Below are 17,543 nucleotides of genomic sequence, written 5' to 3'. Positions count from 1 at the left end.
GCAGTGGACTACAACTGGGACGGCGCGAAGGATCTGCTGGTGTCGCAGCAGAACGGCAAGGTGGTGCTGGTGCAAAACAGCGCCAAAATTGCTGACGGTACCGCGATGCACCTGCACATTGTCGACAGCGAGGGCATCAACGCCTTCTACGGCAACACGGTCAATCTGTACAACGCCGCGGGCGTGTTGGTGGCTTCGCAGATCATCAACGCCCAGTCTGGTATTGGTTCGAACGATACCTCTGCGCTGGTGAGCTTCTACGGGCTGGATCCGAATGAAACCTATTCGGCCGAGATCCTGAAGATCACCAACGGCGTGTCGGATAACGTCACCTGGAGCGGTCTGGAGGCGGGCAACGGCAAAGAGGGCTACGTCCTGACGGCCGAAGCAGCTACAGGCGGCCACAGCGGGACCCTCACCGGGACCGGGTATAACGACACCTTTATCGCAGAGGATGGCACCTATACCTACAACGGCTCCGGCGGCTGGAATACCCATTCCGACTACGACACCTGGAGCAACACCGGCGGGATGGACGTGGTGGATTACCGCAATGCGACCTCCGGCGTAACCGTTGATTTGCGTCTCTCTACCGCGCAGGACACCGGGTTCGGTACGTCACGACTGCTCAACATTGAGGGCATCAACGGCTCGAACTTCGACGACGTCATTACCGGCAACAGCGGTGATAACCAGTTCGAAGGCCGCGGCGGGAACGACACCTTCAACATCGGCAGCGGCGGTCACGATACGTTGCTCTACAAGCTGATCAACGCGTCGGACGCGACGGGCGGTAACGGTCACGACGTGGTGAACGGCTTCACCGTCGGCACCTGGGAAGGGACTGCGGACACGGATCGTATTGACCTGCGCGATCTGCTCTCTGGCAGCGGCTATACCGGCACGGGCTCGGCGAGCTACGTGAACGGCGTGGCCACGCTGGACAGCAGCGCGGGCAACATCACCGATTACGTCCGCGTGGTGCAGAACGGCAGCAATACCGAAATCCAGGTGGATCTGGACGGTACCGGCGGCCAGTTCTCGCCAACCACCCTGGTGACGCTGAACGGCGTGCAGACGGACCTGGCGACGCTGCTGGCGAATCATCAGCTGTTAATTGCGTAAACCAACGCCGCGGGGAGCAATCCTCGCGGCCTTTTGGCGTTTCTTTACACGAATGGCGTTAACCCGGAGATTATGAAGACACATCCACAGTACGAACCCTGGCTGCAGGGCATGCTCATCATCGCGAAGCACTACCGGCTGGACTTTTCGGTGGAGCACGTTCGGGTCACGATTAACCATGAAAGTCAGTCTCCGCGCCAGCTGGTGCTGGAGGAGATGGCGCGCCAGCTAGGGCTGGGAATGCGCGTGGCGACGGATGCAACATCTCTCGATCCGTGGCGCCTGCCGCTGCTGGCGGAATTCACTGGCGGTCAAATCGCGGTCATTAACCGCATGGACAACGAAGGCAACGTCAGCCTGCAGTTCAGCGGCGACGGCGGGCTGGAGACGACGCTAACGCGGGACGCGCTCGGCTCACGGTTGAAAACGCTGCTGGTGCTGCGCCCGCTTGAGTCTACGCCGGATGCCCGCGTGGACGACTACATCAAACCGTATGAGAAAAACTGGTTCTGGCAGCTGGCGCTGAAGGACTGGCGCCGCTACAGCGACATCATGCTGGTGGCGCTGGTCGCTAACGTGCTGGCGCTCTCCGGCATGGTCTTCTCCATGCAGGTGTACGACAGGGTGGTACCGTCGCAGTCGGAGGCCACGCTGTGGGTGCTGTTTGGCGGCGTCATGCTCGCCATCGTGTTTGAATTCATCATGCGCATGCTGCGCGTGCATATTTCGGACGTGGTGGGGAAACGCGCCGACCTGCGCATCTCAGAACGCGTCTTTGCCCACGCGCTGCGAATTAAAAACGGGGCGCGCTCCAAATCAACCGGATCGTTTATCGCCCAGATCCGCGAGCTGGAGTCGGTGCGCGAGCTCATCACCTCGACCACCATTGCGGCGATCTCCGACCTGCCGTTCTTCCTTCTGTTCGTCTTTATTCTGTGGATGATTGGCGGCCCACTGGTGCTGGTAGTCCTGCTCGCCGTGCCGCTGCTGCTTATTCCGGGCCTGCTGGTGCAGCGCCCGCTGGGGAAACTCTCCAGCGAAGGGATGCGTGAATCCGCCATTCGTAACGCGACGCTGGTGGAGGCGGTGCAGGGCATTGAAGACATCAAGCTGATGCGCGCCGAGCAGCGTTTCCAGAACCAGTGGAACAACACCAACGACGTGGCCGCCAGCGTCGGCATGAAGCAGCGCTGGCTGACGGGGCTGCTGTTGACCTGGACCCAGGAGGTGCAGTCCATCGTCTATGCGGTGGTCCTGCTGGTGGGCTGTTACCTGGTCATCAGCGGCGACATGACCACCGGTGCGCTGGTGGGAACCTCGATTCTGGCATCGCGTACCATCGCGCCGCTGTCGCAGATCTCTGGCGTGCTCTCGCGCTGGCAGTCGGCAAAAGTGGCCCGCAAGGGGCTGGACGACCTGATGCAGCGCCCGATTGACGATCCGCAGCACGGCAAGAAGGTGCACAAAGCGCACCTGCGCGGGGATTACCGGCTGGAAGACGTCGGCTTCTACTATGACGAGGAAGAGAAACTCACCGTGCTGAACATCAGCAAACTGCAGATTCGCGCCGGTGAGCGCGTGGCGGTGCTCGGGCGTAACGGCTCCGGTAAAAGCACGCTGCTGCAGCTTCTGGCGGGCATGCAGGAGCCGCAGCAGGGGAGCATTCTGCTGGACGATATTGCTCTCAATCATCTGGACCCGGCCGACCTGCGTCGCGACATGCAGCTGCTTAGCCAGCAGGCGCGGCTGTTCTTTGGCTCCGTGCGGGACAATATCCTGATGGGGAACCCGCTCGCCACCGACGATGAAATTCATCAGGCGCTGGTCAATAGCGGCGCGCTGGAGTACGTGCGTAAGCAGAAAATGGGGCTGAACACCATCATCAACGAGGGCGGAACGGGCCTCTCCGGCGGACAGCGTCAGGCGCTGCTGCTGGCGCGCGCGCTGATCACTGCCCCGAATATCCTGCTGCTGGATGAGCCTACCGCCTGGCTGGACGAGATGAGCGAGAAGCAGTTTATTCAGCATCTTCACAAATGGCTGGGCAAGCGCCGGACGCTGGTGGTAGCAACCCATCGCCTGCCGATTCTGGATTTGGTCGACCGCATTATTGTACTGGAAAACGGCAAGGTGGTGATGGACGGTCCGCGCGACGCGATCCTGCATCAGCACGGGCTGGCGCCGCAAAAGGCGGCACAGCGCACCGTGACCATGAAGCCGGCGGCTGTAGCAGAGGAGGGTGCGGCATGAACGATTTCTCCCGTTATAACAGCCGTCTGAAAGAGCCGCGCCTGCCGCGATCCTCGCTGGTGGCATGGTCGCTGTTCGCCCTGCTGGCGGTGTTTATCGCATGGGCGAGCCTGTTCCAGCTGGACGAAGTCACGACCGGCAGCGGCAAGGTGATACCGTCCTCCCATGAGCAGGTGATTCAGTCCCTGGAAGGGGGGATTATCCACAGCCTGCTGGTTCGCGAAGGCGATATCGTTGAGCGCGGTCAGCAGTTGGCACAGCTTGACCGGACTAAAACCGAGTCCAGCGTGCTGGAGAGCGAGTCTCGTCTGAACGCGGCGCTGGCAACGGCTGCGCGACTGAAGGCCGAAGTTAACGACACGGAACTCGCGTTTCCCGAGGAACTGGACGATGACGTTGAGCTGGTCAAACAGGAAACGGCGCTCTATCAGTCCCATCGCGAGAGCCTTGAAAAAGGGCTGGCCGGCTTACGTCAGGGCGCCGAGCTGGTGCAGCGCGAGCTGTCGTTGACCCGTCCGCTGGTGACCCAAGGGGCGGCCAGCAAGGTTGAGGTGTTACGTCTTGAGCGTCAAAAAAATGAGCTTGAGAATAAAATCACCGAGATGAAAAATCAGTATTACGTCCGCGCCCGTGAAGAGCTGGCGAAAGCCAACGCGGAGATTGAAGCCCAGCGTTCGGTGATGAAAGGGCGTGAGGACTCCCTGACCCGGCTGACCTTCAACGCGCCGGTGCGTGGGATTGTGAAGGATATTGACGTGACGACCGTGGGCGGCGTTATTCCCCCGAACGGCAAGCTGATGAGCCTGGTCCCGCTGGACGACCAGATGGTGGTTGAGGCGAAAATCTCGCCGCGCGATGTCGCGTTTATCCACCCCGGCCAGAAAGCGCTGGTGAAAATTACGGCCTATGACTACTCCATCTATGGCGGGCTGGAGGGCGAGGTGACCATGATTTCGCCGGACACCCTGCAGGACGAGGTGAAAAGAGATGTCTACTACTACCGCGTCTATATCCGCACCGACAGTAACCACCTGACCAATAAGCAGGGCAAAGACTTTCCGGTCTTTCCAGGGATGATTGCAACGGTAGATATTAAAACCGGCAGCAAAACCATCCTGGATTATCTGTTGAAACCGCTGAACAAGGCAAAAGAGGCGCTGCGCGAAAGATAAAGATTGGCGTTCGGGATACCGAACGCCATTTGTATTATACCGTTGACGTTACGTTGTTTGGGTGGCGTCGCTCCTTCGGCACCACGTTAATGTAATGAGTAACATAGGCGAAATATAATCCGGCATAGTTTTCGACCAGTTCGAAAAACGCCGGATACACCGACAGACGACCGTCACCGCGATCTTTAAGATAACCTGCCTCATGCGCTGATTTGATAATCCGGTTGACGTGGATCCGGGAGACAAAGAATTCTTTAGCGAGCGTGCTGGCGGAATATTGAATAACCGCGCCATGGGCGGATTTGTTTTTTATGGCCTGCAGGTAAAGATACAGCATAATCATGCGGCCTCCATCCTTATCAATAAATAACCCTACTTCCGGTAAAACTTTTCTGAACGTTAATCCCCGGAAAAGATATTCTGCCGCGCGGCGGAAGAAATTATTTCTCAATGTGTCATTATCCAGCAGATTTACATCAATATTAAACGTCGGGTAAAGAATGCTGACGGGTAAAAATGCACCGGACATATAGCGTTTGAGTTCATTCAATCCTTTTTCGGTTGGGGCAATTCTCGTTTTTCGCCGGTCTTCCGTACAGCGCCAGGTCCTGATGCGTCCCGTGGTTCTGAGTAACGTAATGATCGCAATAACGCTGTTGGGGCTGGCTATTTTATAGCGGGAACATAACTCTTTTATCTCTGAGACGGATTCGGCCTGATTGCCAAATATAAAACAACACATGGAAAGAATAATGTTAAACCGTGATTCCTGAAGCATTGTCTTGTAGAACAAAGGTTGTTTTTTGTAGATGGCGTCATTGATTGTGTAGTGCTCTAATATTGCCTCACTAAACCGCGGGTTGCTTTTTATAACATCCCTTCGATGTAGCAAGGCCCTGGATGAGATGTGATTATCCATAGCATTTTTCTCGTATTTGATGAGCCGATAGATGAAGTATCCAGCCTTCTTTTTCGGAATTTTCATTATACCTGAGAAAAAGTGGCTTGCGGTCGGTATTTTAAAAGAAATATAGAGTTATATTTATGCATGGGAAAAGGGTGATTAACGCAAAGATGTTACAGTGCATGGCGTTGATAACAGTATCTTAACCTGATGGTGTATAGTAAAATTATTATAGACACCGCTGTTGGTTTACATACTCATAATAATAATGGCGCTTTCGTGCCCAGGAGCAGGTTATGACCCACCCAATTTCTCTCAGGAATGATGCGCGCAACGAGCAAAGATTTGTTATTTCAACCTGCGGCTTTACGTTTCAGGGATATCACCTGCTGCTCAAAAAGTACGGCATAGAGACTGCGCATATTCACTTTGATGGAGATGAGTTATCTGATCCTGACAAGGAAAATATCCTTATTCATCAAAACGCTCACATCGTAGTGTTCCTGGGAAAAGGTACGGTAGCTCTCCTGGAGAGCCTGACGCGACTGGCATCCGTACTCAATTCACTTCCTGTTATTCGTCGTGTTACCCTGTATGGTGATATACCGGACAGCTGGCTGTATCGAACCCTGGGTAGTCTTCTAAATAATAGTCATCAATTATCATTGATTCGCATAGCCAGCGTATCTGATGTAATAACCTGTTTCCACACCCACAATAATGGCTTTAAAGACCGCTCGCGCTTATTACGCGATTACTATCTGGACTGTTCTTCGTCAGAAAAGCTCAAATGGCTGACAAGAAGAGAAGTTGATGTTTTATTGAACTTCTATCGCGGCATGTCTATAAAAGACCAGTGCGACAAACTGAGGCTTTCTAATAAAACGGTTTACACCCATCGTAAAGAAGGTCTGCAGAAATTACATTGTATCAAGCGATGGTTGAATGAACCGCGCAATGTAAAAGTGGAAAGGCGGATTAAAAGCCAAAATCAAAGAGTGGACTTCACGGATAAAGAAGCGGAAGTTTTTAATGCGCTGGTGAAAAGGGAGATATTTCCCGCCTACCAGATCATTACCGATCGTGATAAGAAAGGGGTGGGGTTTGAGATACTTATTCGCTGGAATAAGAACGGTAAAATAGTAAAGCCAGCGCGTTTTCTGAATGATATCGCTAATTATGAAGTATGGCTAAAGATTACGGCTATGGTGATCCACGCCGCCGTGTCCGGGATTAATAAATATAACGGTAAATTCTATTTTTCCGTTAATATTCCGCCTCGCCTGGCGTCCGGGAACGCGCTGCCAGAGATGGCCAGGAAAGCCATCGGCATGCTGCTTAACCCCCAGTGGGCGGAAAAGCTGGTCTTTGAATTCGCGGAAGATATTGATGTAACGAAAGATAAAAGCATCCCAGAAACCATGCGGCACCTGCGTAATACGGGGTGCAAACTGTTTCTTGACGACTGCTTCTCAAGCCATCATGCCATGTTCCCCGTGAGGCAGGTGCATTTTGATGGGCTGAAACTGGATCGGGACATCGTCGATCATTTTGTGGCGAACGACAACGATTATAATCTGATTAAAGCGATACAGATTTACAGCGACATGACCGGAACAGCTTGTATTGCAGAGGGCGTTGACAGTGAGGAGAAGTTTGAAAAATTAGTCGAGCTGGGTGTGAAAAACTTTCAGGGATATTATCTCTCGCGCGCCGTGAAAGAGGAGGAATTAGACCGCATGGTGAGATTGTTCAGCTAAAAAATAAAGCCCCGAAGGGCCTTGTTTATTTGCGTCCCAGCAACAGGCCAAGCACAATACCAACCGCACCCGCGGCGATAAGACCGGTGAGCGGGTTATTTCTGACCGCTTCAGTCACGTCAGAGACAGCATCGCTGGCCTGTGCGGCATATTTTTTCGCAGCACCTTTTACCTGATGCTTCGGTGAATCAACGAATTCACCGAACTGCTGCTGGGCTGAACCTGAAAGTTCATCAAATTTATTTTTTGCTTTGTCTTCAGCAAACTGGGTGTTTTTATCAGTACCGAAATCAGACATTTTTGCCTCCTTTTGTTGATAGTTAAAGGATAGCCTCTCTTTGAAAAGATGAGAGGCGGAACGCTAAATTTCGGAGAGAATTGGCCGGTTTTCAGATATATCTACACCAGAAGAGGGCGTTATTTTTCGTTCTCATCCTGGCCGTAATACAGTTTGCCAATGCGGATAAGCGGGCGGCCCTGAGACTTGCGGTGCAGGTTGCTGTCCCGAAGGGAATACACGCAGCCGCAATATTCCTGCTGGTAAAACTGTTCCCGCTTGCTGATCTCAATCATGCGTGATGAGCCGCCCTGTTTGCGCCAGTTGTAGTCCCAGTAGACCATCCCCGGATAGCGCGCTGCCGCACGCTGGCCGCAGTCATTGATCTGCTGCATATTCTTCCAGCGAGAGATCCCCAGCGAGCTGCTGATAACGCTGAAACCATTTTCCGCCGCGAAGAGCGCCGTACGCTCGAAGCGCATATCGAAGCACATGGTGCAGCGGACGCCGCGCTCGGGCTCCCACTCCATGCCTTTGGCACGCTCGAACCAGTTATCAGTGTCGTAATCGGCATCAACAAACGGCACGCCGTGTTTTTCTGCAAAACGAATGTTTTCTTCCTTACGGATGAGGTATTCCTTTTGCGGATGGATGTTGGGGTTATAGAAGAAAATGGTGTAGTCAATGCCCGAGGCCTGGATAGCTTCCATGACTTCACCGGAGCAGGGGGCGCAGCAGGAGTGGAGCAGAAGTTTATCGGCGCCGTTTGGCAGGGTGAGCTGCGGGCGGATGAAGGGGGTTGTACTCATGTTGTTCTACAATATGTTAATGAAATTTATATGATTGTAACACAACTTTTAACGCGCTTCAGACGGTACTGGCGGGAACGGGGGTTAGCGCGCGGGCTTGACTTCGTACTGAGTGGCGCCGTTAATCAGTAAGTTGCTGTGCAGTAATAGCCCGATGGAACTGAGTGAATTCCACCGGGACGTTGCTGAGAAGCTAAGGCTGTAAAACCTGTTTGATATCAGTATGCCGGTATATTCATTGCCACTTTAAACATCATTTTTCATCGCCTTCGAATAGTGCCATCGAATATACCCATGATGGCATCGCATTGATTTTTTCTTCATACGAATGACTTGTGTCAAAACAACGATTTTTAACGTTATATCTGAAGCTTGTTAGTCCGGAATTAATTAAATATTTATCAATAAGAGATGAAACGCAAAAATAGGGTTGATTATTCGCTTCCTGAGCAAGTTTTTCTAAGTTTTTATCATTGCCCGCAGCGACAAACACCGGGACATCGCCGTAATCTGTCGGTTTGATATCCCATTTAAATACAAAATCATTGTCATTTTCACCTGTTTTGCTGAAAAGATTGGGTGGCAGAACATTCCTGTTCATGAAAAATTTATTCAGTGCAGGCTTATGATCGCCATAAACAACAACAACGGCATTCGGATCTATTTCTTTTACTTCCTTGTAGAAGTCAACAAAGCGGTCAACTGCTTGTTTCAATTCGAAGGTATAGATGTACTCGCCTGAGTCGTTCTCATGAGGGTACGGGCCATGTGTTGACATGGTAATTAAATTCATGAAAATGTTCTTTCCGTCAGCTTTTTTTAAATGTTCAATGGCTGACTTGTAAAGCAGGTAATCATCGGGTTGCCATTGCCATTTTTTTCTGCCTGCCACAATTTGGTCAGGCAGGCTTATAGTCGACATTTCATAAAGGCCATCGAAGCGTTCAAAGCCAAATTTTTTATAAACAGTATCCCTGTGCCAAAACTCTTTTAAATAATTGTGTGCGGCATAGGTGATAAAGCCTTTATCGCCCAGAGCGCTGGCAATGGAATCGGTATGCGATTTGAACTGTGTCGCATATTCTTGATAAATTATGCCAGATAATACCCTTGAATTACTGGGGAAGCCGGTGAGCATTTCAAATTCAACATTCGCAGTACCTCCGCCATAAACGGGTGAAGTTGCTCGAAACGTAACAAAACCTTCATTTAATATTGGGGTGATAATTTCTTTGAAGTTGGCATTGTCATACCAGCATGATTCGCACAGGACGTAAATAACTGTTTTATGTTTTGGTAATTCCGCACTCCCTGCGCGCTTTTCAAGATTGTACGTATCTTTATTGTTTTTACTGGCTAAAGGTGCAGATTTTCGAGAACTGGTCATCACGACATGCATTGCCATTCCATTATCCTGCAGGTTTTCAGGCCAATTCCAGGATTTATAAGTGACATTCATTTCCTTAGCTAATAATATCATTTTCCGGGAGAAAATGCTATCTTCGCCAAAGAGAGAGCTGAAGTGAGTATAAAAGGAAAATGGTAATATGATGATAAAACTGATGGCAAGTACAATGGTGTTTTTCTTTGTTGTGTAAAATGTCCTACTGATAAAATATAAAATAACACACAATGAAATTGCGAGGAAAAGCAAGAGTACTGGCCAGGCTGTCAGGTAATGTTTTGCAATGGTTATGTTGGATTGAGAAAACAAATCATTCCAGGACAGCACTTCACCCGTGAGTGATAGCTTGATGCCACTGATGTATTCAAGCAGTTTTAAGAGTAAAAAAACAACATAGGCTGAAACGAATGATGGTAGTTTTACCAATCGGAGAAAGATATAGGCTAAAGGCAGTGGACTGGCAAGCCATAGATAATGTATTAAAGAATATAAATAATTTGGTAATGGTGCGGGGTTTTTAATTTCAGCGATAGCTAATATGAAAAAAACAATAATGAAAAAGAAATCGAGTAATGATGACGTGAATTTTTTGCGATAGTTATTTGAGATGAGAGACGTAGTTTTAAAGAGCACGTTCATGCTGGGGCCTTAAAATGAATAATTCTGATTATATCATGCAATTCTTAGATGTGTCATTACCTGGCGGGGGGGACCGTATGGGGAGTTAACGTCGCTTTATGTCCAACACAGCCTGTTGAACATGTTTATCACCCTTGTAAACATAATGTTTACAGATTAAGAATAAAAATGTTACTATACCCCCCTACAGTATCAGGAGGGCATATGCCGCACTCACCCGAAGATAAAAAACGTATTCTGACGCGCGTCCGCCGCATTCGGGGCCAGGTTGATGCCCTTGAACGCGCGCTGGAGTCGGGCGACCCCTGTCTGGCCATCCTGCAGCAAATTGCCGCCGTGCGCGGCGCTGCCAATGGCCTGATGGGCGAAATGGTTGAAATACATCTCAAAGACGAGCTGGTGACGGGAGACACAACGCCGGATCAGCGAGCCGTACGCATGGCGGAAGTCGGCCATTTGCTGCGCTCTTATCTAAAATAAATCCACACACCTGACAAAAAGGGAAGACATGATGAAATCTCGCGCAGCTGTTGCATTTGGCCCCGGCCAGCCGCTGAAAATCGTCGACATCGACGTCGCACCGCCGAAAAAAGGCGAAGTGCTGATCAAAATCACCCATACCGGCGTGTGCCATACCGATGCATTTACTCTCTCCGGTGACGATCCGGAAGGCGTCTTCCCGGCGGTGCTGGGTCATGAAGGCGGCGGGATTGTGGTGGAAGTGGGCGAGGGCGTGACCAGCCTGAAGCCAGGCGATCACGTTATCCCGCTGTACACGGCGGAATGCGGCGAGTGTAAGTTCTGTAAATCCGGCAAAACTAACCTCTGCCAGGCCGTGCGCGCCACTCAGGGGAAAGGGCTGATGCCGGACGGCACCACCCGTTTCTCCTACAACGGTGAGCCAATCTATCACTACATGGGTACCAGTACCTTCAGCGAATACACCGTTTGCGCGGAGATCTCGCTGGCGAAGGTCAACCCGCAGGCGCCGCTGGATAAAGTCTGCCTGCTGGGCTGCGGCGTAACCACCGGCATTGGCGCGGTGCATAACACGGCAAAAGTCAAAGAGGGCGACACCGTGGCGGTGTTTGGTCTCGGCGGCATTGGTCTGGCAGTGATTCAGGGTGCGGTGCAGGCGAAGGCCGGGCGTATCATCGCGGTCGATACCAACCCGGAAAAATTCAAGCTGGCGGGTGAAATGGGCGTGACCGATTTCGTGAACCCGAAAGATCACGAGAAACCGATTCAGGACGTCATCGTTGAGATGACCGACGGCGGCGTGGACTTCAGCTTCGAGTGTATCGGCAACGTCAACGTAATGCGTTCTGCGCTGGAATGCTGCCACAAGGGCTGGGGTGAGAGCATCATCATCGGCGTGGCCGGGGCAGGACAGGAGATCAAAACCCGTCCATTCCAGCTGGTGACCGGACGCGTCTGGCGCGGCTCCGCGTTTGGCGGCGTGAAGGGGCGTACCCAGCTTCCCGGCATGGTGGAAGACGCGATGGTCGGTAAAATACAGCTCGACCCGTTCATTACCCACCGTTTGCCACTGGAGCAGATCAACGAGGCGTTCGATCTGATGCACGAAGGAAAATCCATCCGCACCGTCATTCATTTCGGCGACAAGTAACTCTTCTGCCAGCGGTTTTTAGCCGCTGGCATTTCTTTAATAATCTTCTCTAAAGTGTGACCAGTGCGGCGTTTTTAGCCGTAATCTAAATCTCTGCCGTGCCGATGACTATCTAACAGGCGTGTTTTTGCGCATCTTACCTATAAGAGAGTCGACGGTCATGGACAACACTTCTTCGATGCAGGCGCAGCGCAAGCTGAGCTTCCTGCATCACATCAGGCTGGTTCCGCTGTTTTCCTCCATTCTCGGTGGCATTATTCTGCTGTTTGCCTTGAGTTCGGGTCTGGCGGGGTATTTCCTGCTACAGGCCGACAACGATCAGCAGGACGTTACGTCCGAAATTCAGGTGCGTATGGGGCTGTCGAACAGCTCAAACCATCTGCGCACCGCGCGTATAAATATGATCCACGCCGGCGCGGCAAGCCGTATCGCGGAGATGGAGGCCATGAAGCAGAACATCCGTGAGGCGGAAACGCGCATTAAGCAGTCCCAGGATAGCTTTACCGCCTATATGCATCGTTCCGTCCGTAGCGCTGCGGACGAAGCGCTGGATGCAGACCTGAAGGCACGCTACGACGCCTATATCGCGGGCCTCCAGCCGATGGTCAAATTTGCCAAAAACGGCATGTTCGAGGCGATCATCAACCACGAAAATGAGACCGCGCGCCCGCTGGACGACGCTTACAACACCGTTCTGCTGAAGGCGATTAAGATCCGCACCGACCGCGCCAATGCGCTGACGGCGCAGGCGCACAGCCGCACGCAGCTGGGCCTGATGTTTATGGTGGGCGCGTTTGCGCTGGCGCTGGTGCTGACCGCGATGACCTTCGTCGTGCTCCGCCGCACGGTCATTAATCCGCTGCAGCGTGCAGCGAAACGTATCGAGAATATCGCCAAAGGCGACCTGACGATGCCGGACGACTTGGCCGGACGCAGCGAAATTGGCCGCCTGACGCGCGATCTGCAAACCATGCAGCACTCCCTTGAAACAACGGTCGGCACCGTCCGTCAGGGAGCGGAGGAGATCTACCGGGGTACAAGCGAGATCTCTGCCGGTAACACCGATCTCTCATCACGCACCGAGCAGCAGGCCGCGGCGATTGAGCAGACTGCCGCCAGCATGGAGCAGCTGACCGCGACGGTGAAGCAGAACGCCGATAACGCCCATCATGCCAGCAAGCTGGCGGAAGATGCCTCCGGGAAAGCCAGCCGCGGCGGCCAGATGGTCTCCGGTGTGGTCAAAACTATGGGCAATATCTCAAGCAGTTCGAAGAAAATCTCTGAGATTACCGCGGTGATCAACAGCATCGCCTTCCAGACCAACATCCTGGCGCTTAACGCGGCGGTAGAAGCGGCGCGGGCGGGCGAGCAGGGACGCGGGTTCGCCGTGGTGGCCAGTGAAGTTCGTACCCTTGCAAGCCGCAGCGCCAACGCCGCAAAAGAGATCGAAAGCCTGATCAACGAATCGGTCTCGCTGATAGACCAGGGTTCCGGTGAAGTCGTTGCCGCAGGCAATACCATGAATGAGATCGTCGAGGCGGTGAAGCGCGTCACCGACATTATGCTGGAGATTGCCGCTGCGTCTGACGAGCAGAGCCGCGGTATCGTGCAGGTCAGCCAGGCTATTTCGGAGATGGATAAAGTGACCCAGCAGAACGCCTCGCTGGTGGAAGAGGCCTCCGCGGCGGCCGCGTCGCTGGAGGAACAGGGCGCGCGTCTGACAGAGGCGGTCGGGGCGTTTCGTCTGAGCGGTAAGGCTCAGGGGCGTACTCAACAGCAGAACTCTGCGGCAGTAAAACCTGCTGCACTACGTCCGGCGGTAGCGAATAACGGTGATAACTGGGAAACGTTCTGAGTCGCCGGCCGTGTCGGGTGGCGCTTCGCTTACCCGACCGACAAAAAAGGGACCTTTCGGTCCCTTTTTTCATCCGTTACTGCTTATCGGGTAACGCGTACGCGATAACGTAATCACCGCGATCCGGCGACTGGCGAGCGCCCCCGGCGTTAATGACGATGTACTGCTTACCGGTTTTCGGCGAGACGTAGGTCATCGGGCCGGACTGGCTGCCGACCGGCAGGCGGTCCTTCCAGATCTCTTTCCCGGTGGCGGTATCATACGCGCGCAGGTAGAAATCCTGGGTGCCGGCGAAGAACAGCAGGCCGGACTGGGTTGACAACGACGCGCCCAGCGTTGGCATCCCGATTGGGATTGGCATGTGCATGCGAATGCCCAGCGGGCCGGTATCTTCCACGGTACCAACCGGTACCTGCCACACCAGCTTGCCGGTTTTCAGGTCAACGGCCGACATGGTTCCGAACGGCGGCTTCTGGCACGGAATGCCCAGCGGCGACAGGAAGCGCTCGCGCATTGCGCCGAACGGCGTGCCGTCCATCGGGACAATCCCCATCTCAATGCCGCTGGCGTTTTTCGCGACGTTCGCGCGCGGCACCATGTAGTTTGCCAGCCCCAGACGCATATCGTTGACGAACATCAGGCTGTTGTTCGGGTCAACGGAGACGCTGCCCCAGTTCATCCCGCCGAGCGAGCCGGGGAACTGCAGGGAACGGTCGAGACCCGGCGGGGTGAAGACGCCCTGATGACGCATCTCTTTAAACTGAATGCGGCACAGAAGCAGGTCGACAGGCGTCGCCCCCCACATGTCGGACTCGGTTAACGTCTGGTTGCCAATCATCGGCATGCCCACGGAGTACGGCTGGGTCGGAGAGTAGCGTTCACCTTCAACGTTACCCGCCGGAACTGGACGTTCCTCGACCTTCGCCACCGGCTTGCCGGTTTCACGGTTGAGCATAAAGATCATGCCCTGCTTGCTGGTCTGCACCAGTACAGGCGTGGTGCCGCCTTTGCCGTCCGGCAGGTCGTACAGCAGTGGCTGGGAAGGCAGGTCGAAGTCCCACAGGTCGTGGTGGGTGGTCTGGAAATGCCAGCGCACCTGTCCGGTGGCGGCGTCGACGGCGACGATGGAGGAGCTGTATTTATCGTCCAGTAGGGTACGCTCGCCCGCCCAGAAGTCGGGGGTGGCGTTGCCGGTTGGCAGGTAGATCAGGTTCAGCTTAGCGTCGTAAGACATCGCAGACCAGACGTTCGGCGTGCCGCGCGTGTAGGTCTGACCTTCCGGCGGCAGGCCGGTCAGGTTCGGGTTACCCGGATCCCACGCCCAGGCGAGCTTACCGGTATGAACGTCGTAGGCGCGCACCACGCCCGGCGGCTCGCCGGTAGAGTAGTTATCCGCGACGCGACCGCCGACGACAACAACGTTTCCGGCCACCAGCGGCGTGGAGGTCTGCTGATAATAGCCCGGCTTGATCTCACCCATGCCGATGCTCAGGTCAACGGTGCCATGGTCGCCAAAGTCGTCGCAGAGCTTGCCATTATCCGCATTAATGGCAATCAGACGGGCATCGGTGGTCGGCAGGAACAGGCGGCGAGGGCATGCCGCTGGCGACGTCCCGGTCTGTGACGCTGTCACGTTTGCATGATCTTCAAAGTAGCCCAGACCACGGCAACGCTGCCAGTTCGGGGCGGTGGCTTTCGAATCATAACGCCATTTTTCTTTCCCGGAATCCACGTCCAGCGCCAGCACTTTACTGTACGGCGTGCAGACATAGAGCGTGTCGCCAATCTGCAATGGCGTGTTCTGATCTTCTGCACCGGAGCCATTGCTCTGCGGAATATCCCCGGTGTGCGCCACCCAGGCGACTTTCAGATCGCTGATGTTTTGCTTGTTAATCTGGTCCAGCGCGGCGAAGCGGTCGCCGTGGGTGGTGTTGCCCCAGTGTTCCCAGTTTTTCTGCTGTTCGCCGGGAGCAACGGGTTTCACCGGAACGGGCTCGTTCGCCGCCACGAGGGTTTGCGGCTTAAACATCCAGCCGAGGCTGACCAGCATCGCCAGTGCGAGAACCGCCGCAACGCCATAAGCCGGGGCTTTATTCGCTGCGCCGCGGTTGGCCGCGCGCAGGAACGGCCAGACGATGGCGCAGAGGAAGGCCAGTACGGCAAAGGTGAACAGGCGCGAGAAGAGCGGCCAGAAATCCCAGCCCGCATCGCTTACCGCCCAGAACAGCGAGGCAATAAACGCGATGCCGTAAAGCACGATCCCGCTGCTGCGATTGAGGAAAATCAGTAGCGCGGCAATGACCATCACCACGCCCATTATCACGAAGTAAAAACTTCCGCCTACGGCGGCGAGCTTGAAGCCCAACCCGCCGACCGCCAGACCGATGAGCAACATCAGTCCGGCAAGGAGCCACTGCAAAATACGAGGTATCCCGCGCGGCGCGCTGCCAAATGCCATTTCTGTCTCCTTTGAATCTCTCCGCATTGCCGGGTGTGTACCATCTGGATAATAAATGCGGGGAGAGCAATGATTAAAACGAGTGAATTCTTGTTTATATAACGATTCGCGAACCAAATGGTGAATCCGCCGTTATGATAAAACTGTTAATTTGTTTTACGCAATTGTTAATGGATCATTCCGCATTATTTGATTAACGCACAGCCCAGTTCCCTCTCCCACAGGGAGAGGGAACTGGGTGAGGGTTGAAGGGAATCAGACAGGCATAGATTTACGGATAGCGCTCAGCAGCGTTTGTGCGCCCGTGGAAAGGGGAGTATCTACCCGGGTCAAAATACCGATGGGTTCACCCGCCCCCGGGGAGGCGATCGGCAGGGCGGTCAGCGTGCCCTGACGCAAATCATCTTTTACCGCACCGGAGGGGACGAACCAGACGTAGTCATAATCCAGGGTAAGCTGGCGCGAAAGAGAAGCCGAAAGCGTTTCGATGCACCCTGAGGGTAGCGTACACCCCTGCATCTGCAGCAAGGTTTCGGCGGCCTGGCGCGGGACGGTCCCTTTCGGGCAAACCACCACCGGCCACTCCATCACCCGGCTTAACGTCACCGTGTCCTGCAGCAGGGGATGATCGGGTCGAACCACCAGCTTCAGGGATTCCAGGAACAGCAGTTCATAATTGAGACCGCCCATCAGCTCGGGGTCGGACATTCGACCGATACCGAGATCAAGCTCACCCGATTTCAGCCCCGCGAGCAGCATGGTGTTATTCATGGTGGCAACCTGAATAGTGGTATTTCGCTGCTGCTTGTGGAACTGACCAATAACGGGCGGTAGGATCCCCAGCGCCGCGGTTGGCAGGGCGCCGACGCGCACCACCTCGCTGGTGTGCTCTTCTTTTCGGTGCAGGGACTGGCCTGCGGTGTTGAGCGCATCAAGAACCTTCACGGCGTGCGTCAGGAACTGTTCGCCCACCAGAGTCAGCTGTGCCCCCAGCCGACCGCGGTCAAATAGACGGGCGCCGGTCAGCTGTTCCAGCTCGTTAAGGGTTTTTGAGAGCGCGGGCTGGCTCAGGTTAAGAGTTTCAGCCGCGCGCCCCAGCGTTCCCTGTTGAGCGACGGCCACAAATGTATGCAAATGGCGCAAGCGTATGCGCTGACTGAACAGACCATTTTTTTCCATAGGCGATGTTAAAAACAGAGCGATGCGGGTGACAAGTTAAGTTGTTTAATTTTGATAACTTGATAGCAAAATATTTTTAA

General features: G+C 54.0%; 13 protein-coding genes. 7 read left to right on the top strand and 6 right to left on the bottom strand.

All coding sequences use genetic code 11. The features are described from left to right. Positions 1 to 3 precede the first annotated feature (3 nt). From ACTJI7_RS01180 to ACTJI7_RS01170, 3 genes are all read left to right on the top strand, one after another. Positions 4 to 1,125: a type I secretion C-terminal target domain-containing protein gene (locus tag ACTJI7_RS01180; protein ID WP_440669528.1), complete on the top strand. Its 1,122-nt coding sequence runs from the start codon at positions 4 to 6 to the stop codon at positions 1,123 to 1,125. Positions 1,126 to 1,197: 72 nt separating this feature from the next. Then, positions 1,198 to 3,375 (top strand): type I secretion system permease/ATPase, encoded by a 2,178-nt coding sequence (locus tag ACTJI7_RS01175; RefSeq protein ID WP_047368514.1) that lies wholly within the window; start codon positions 1,198 to 1,200, stop codon positions 3,373 to 3,375. Beyond that, positions 3,372 to 4,547, top strand: coding sequence for an HlyD family type I secretion periplasmic adaptor subunit (locus ACTJI7_RS01170; protein ID WP_440669526.1), 1,176 nt, complete (start codon positions 3,372 to 3,374; stop codon positions 4,545 to 4,547). The genes ACTJI7_RS01175 and ACTJI7_RS01170 overlap by 4 nt, the downstream gene beginning before the upstream one ends. Positions 4,548 to 4,581: 34 nt before the next feature. On the opposite strand, the gene ACTJI7_RS01165 is transcribed toward ACTJI7_RS01170, so the two are convergent. Further along, positions 4,582 to 5,466, bottom strand: coding sequence for a hypothetical protein (locus tag ACTJI7_RS01165; protein WP_028013087.1), 885 nt, complete (start codon positions 5,464 to 5,466; stop codon positions 4,582 to 4,584). 281 nt (positions 5,467 to 5,747) lie between these two features. On the opposite strand from ACTJI7_RS01165, the gene ACTJI7_RS01160 reads away from it, so the two are divergent. Beyond that, entirely contained in the window at positions 5,748 to 7,211 is a 1,464-nt protein-coding gene (locus ACTJI7_RS01160; protein ID WP_063154018.1) for an EAL domain-containing protein, read from the top strand. 25 nt (positions 7,212 to 7,236) lie between these two features. Here ACTJI7_RS01160 and ACTJI7_RS01155 read toward each other — a convergent pair whose 3' ends face one another. The 3 genes from ACTJI7_RS01155 to ACTJI7_RS01145 all read right to left on the bottom strand — a co-directional run bounded on the left by ACTJI7_RS01155 (position 7,237) and on the right by ACTJI7_RS01145 (position 10,341). Beyond that, a complete protein-coding gene (locus tag ACTJI7_RS01155; protein ID WP_028013089.1) occupies positions 7,237 to 7,509 on the bottom strand; it encodes a DUF883 family protein in 273 nt (90 codons plus the stop codon). Between the two features lie 119 nt (positions 7,510 to 7,628). Beyond that, positions 7,629 to 8,297, bottom strand: coding sequence for an epoxyqueuosine reductase QueH (locus ACTJI7_RS01150; protein WP_063154021.1), 669 nt, complete (start codon positions 8,295 to 8,297; stop codon positions 7,629 to 7,631). 253 nt (positions 8,298 to 8,550) lie between these two features. Further along, complete coding sequence (locus tag ACTJI7_RS01145; protein ID WP_063154023.1) at positions 8,551 to 10,341, bottom strand: LTA synthase family protein; 1,791 nt, start codon at positions 10,339 to 10,341, stop codon at positions 8,551 to 8,553. A gap of 204 nt (positions 10,342 to 10,545) precedes the next feature. Here ACTJI7_RS01145 and ACTJI7_RS01140 point away from each other — a divergent pair, with 204 nt between their 5' ends. From ACTJI7_RS01140 to ACTJI7_RS01130, 3 genes are all read left to right on the top strand, one after another. Further along, entirely contained in the window at positions 10,546 to 10,821 is a 276-nt protein-coding gene (locus ACTJI7_RS01140) for a metal/formaldehyde-sensitive transcriptional repressor (RefSeq protein ID WP_028013093.1), read from the top strand. Positions 10,822 to 10,852: 31 nt separating this feature from the next. After that, the gene (locus tag ACTJI7_RS01135; protein ID WP_440670031.1) at positions 10,853 to 11,971 is read left to right on the top strand and encodes an S-(hydroxymethyl)glutathione dehydrogenase/class III alcohol dehydrogenase; all 1,119 of its coding nucleotides are present in this window, start codon (positions 10,853 to 10,855) and stop codon (positions 11,969 to 11,971) included. 160 nt (positions 11,972 to 12,131) lie between these two features. Further along, positions 12,132 to 13,826 carry a methyl-accepting chemotaxis protein gene (locus tag ACTJI7_RS01130; RefSeq protein ID WP_192979226.1) on the top strand — a complete coding sequence of 565 codons (1,695 nt, stop codon included), beginning with the start codon at positions 12,132 to 12,134 and terminating at the stop codon, positions 13,824 to 13,826. Positions 13,827 to 13,902: 76 nt separating this feature from the next. Here the strand turns inward: ACTJI7_RS01130 and ACTJI7_RS01125 are convergent, their stop codons facing one another. Continuing rightward, a complete protein-coding gene (locus ACTJI7_RS01125; RefSeq protein ID WP_440669522.1) occupies positions 13,903 to 16,284 on the bottom strand; it encodes a glucose/quinate/shikimate family membrane-bound PQQ-dependent dehydrogenase in 2,382 nt (793 codons plus the stop codon). A 255-nt stretch (positions 16,285 to 16,539) separates the two neighbouring features. Continuing rightward, positions 16,540 to 17,463 carry a LysR substrate-binding domain-containing protein gene (locus ACTJI7_RS01120; RefSeq protein ID WP_041910066.1) on the bottom strand — a complete coding sequence of 308 codons (924 nt, stop codon included), beginning with the start codon at positions 17,461 to 17,463 and terminating at the stop codon, positions 16,540 to 16,542. Positions 17,464 to 17,543 lie beyond the last annotated feature (80 nt).

This window comes from Enterobacter sp. 22499, from assembly GCF_052044815.1.
GTDB lineage: Bacteria > Pseudomonadota > Gammaproteobacteria > Enterobacterales > Enterobacteriaceae > Enterobacter > Enterobacter bugandensis.
Note: the sequence above shows the minus strand (reverse complement) of the source record. Positions and strands in the feature narration are given on the sequence as shown.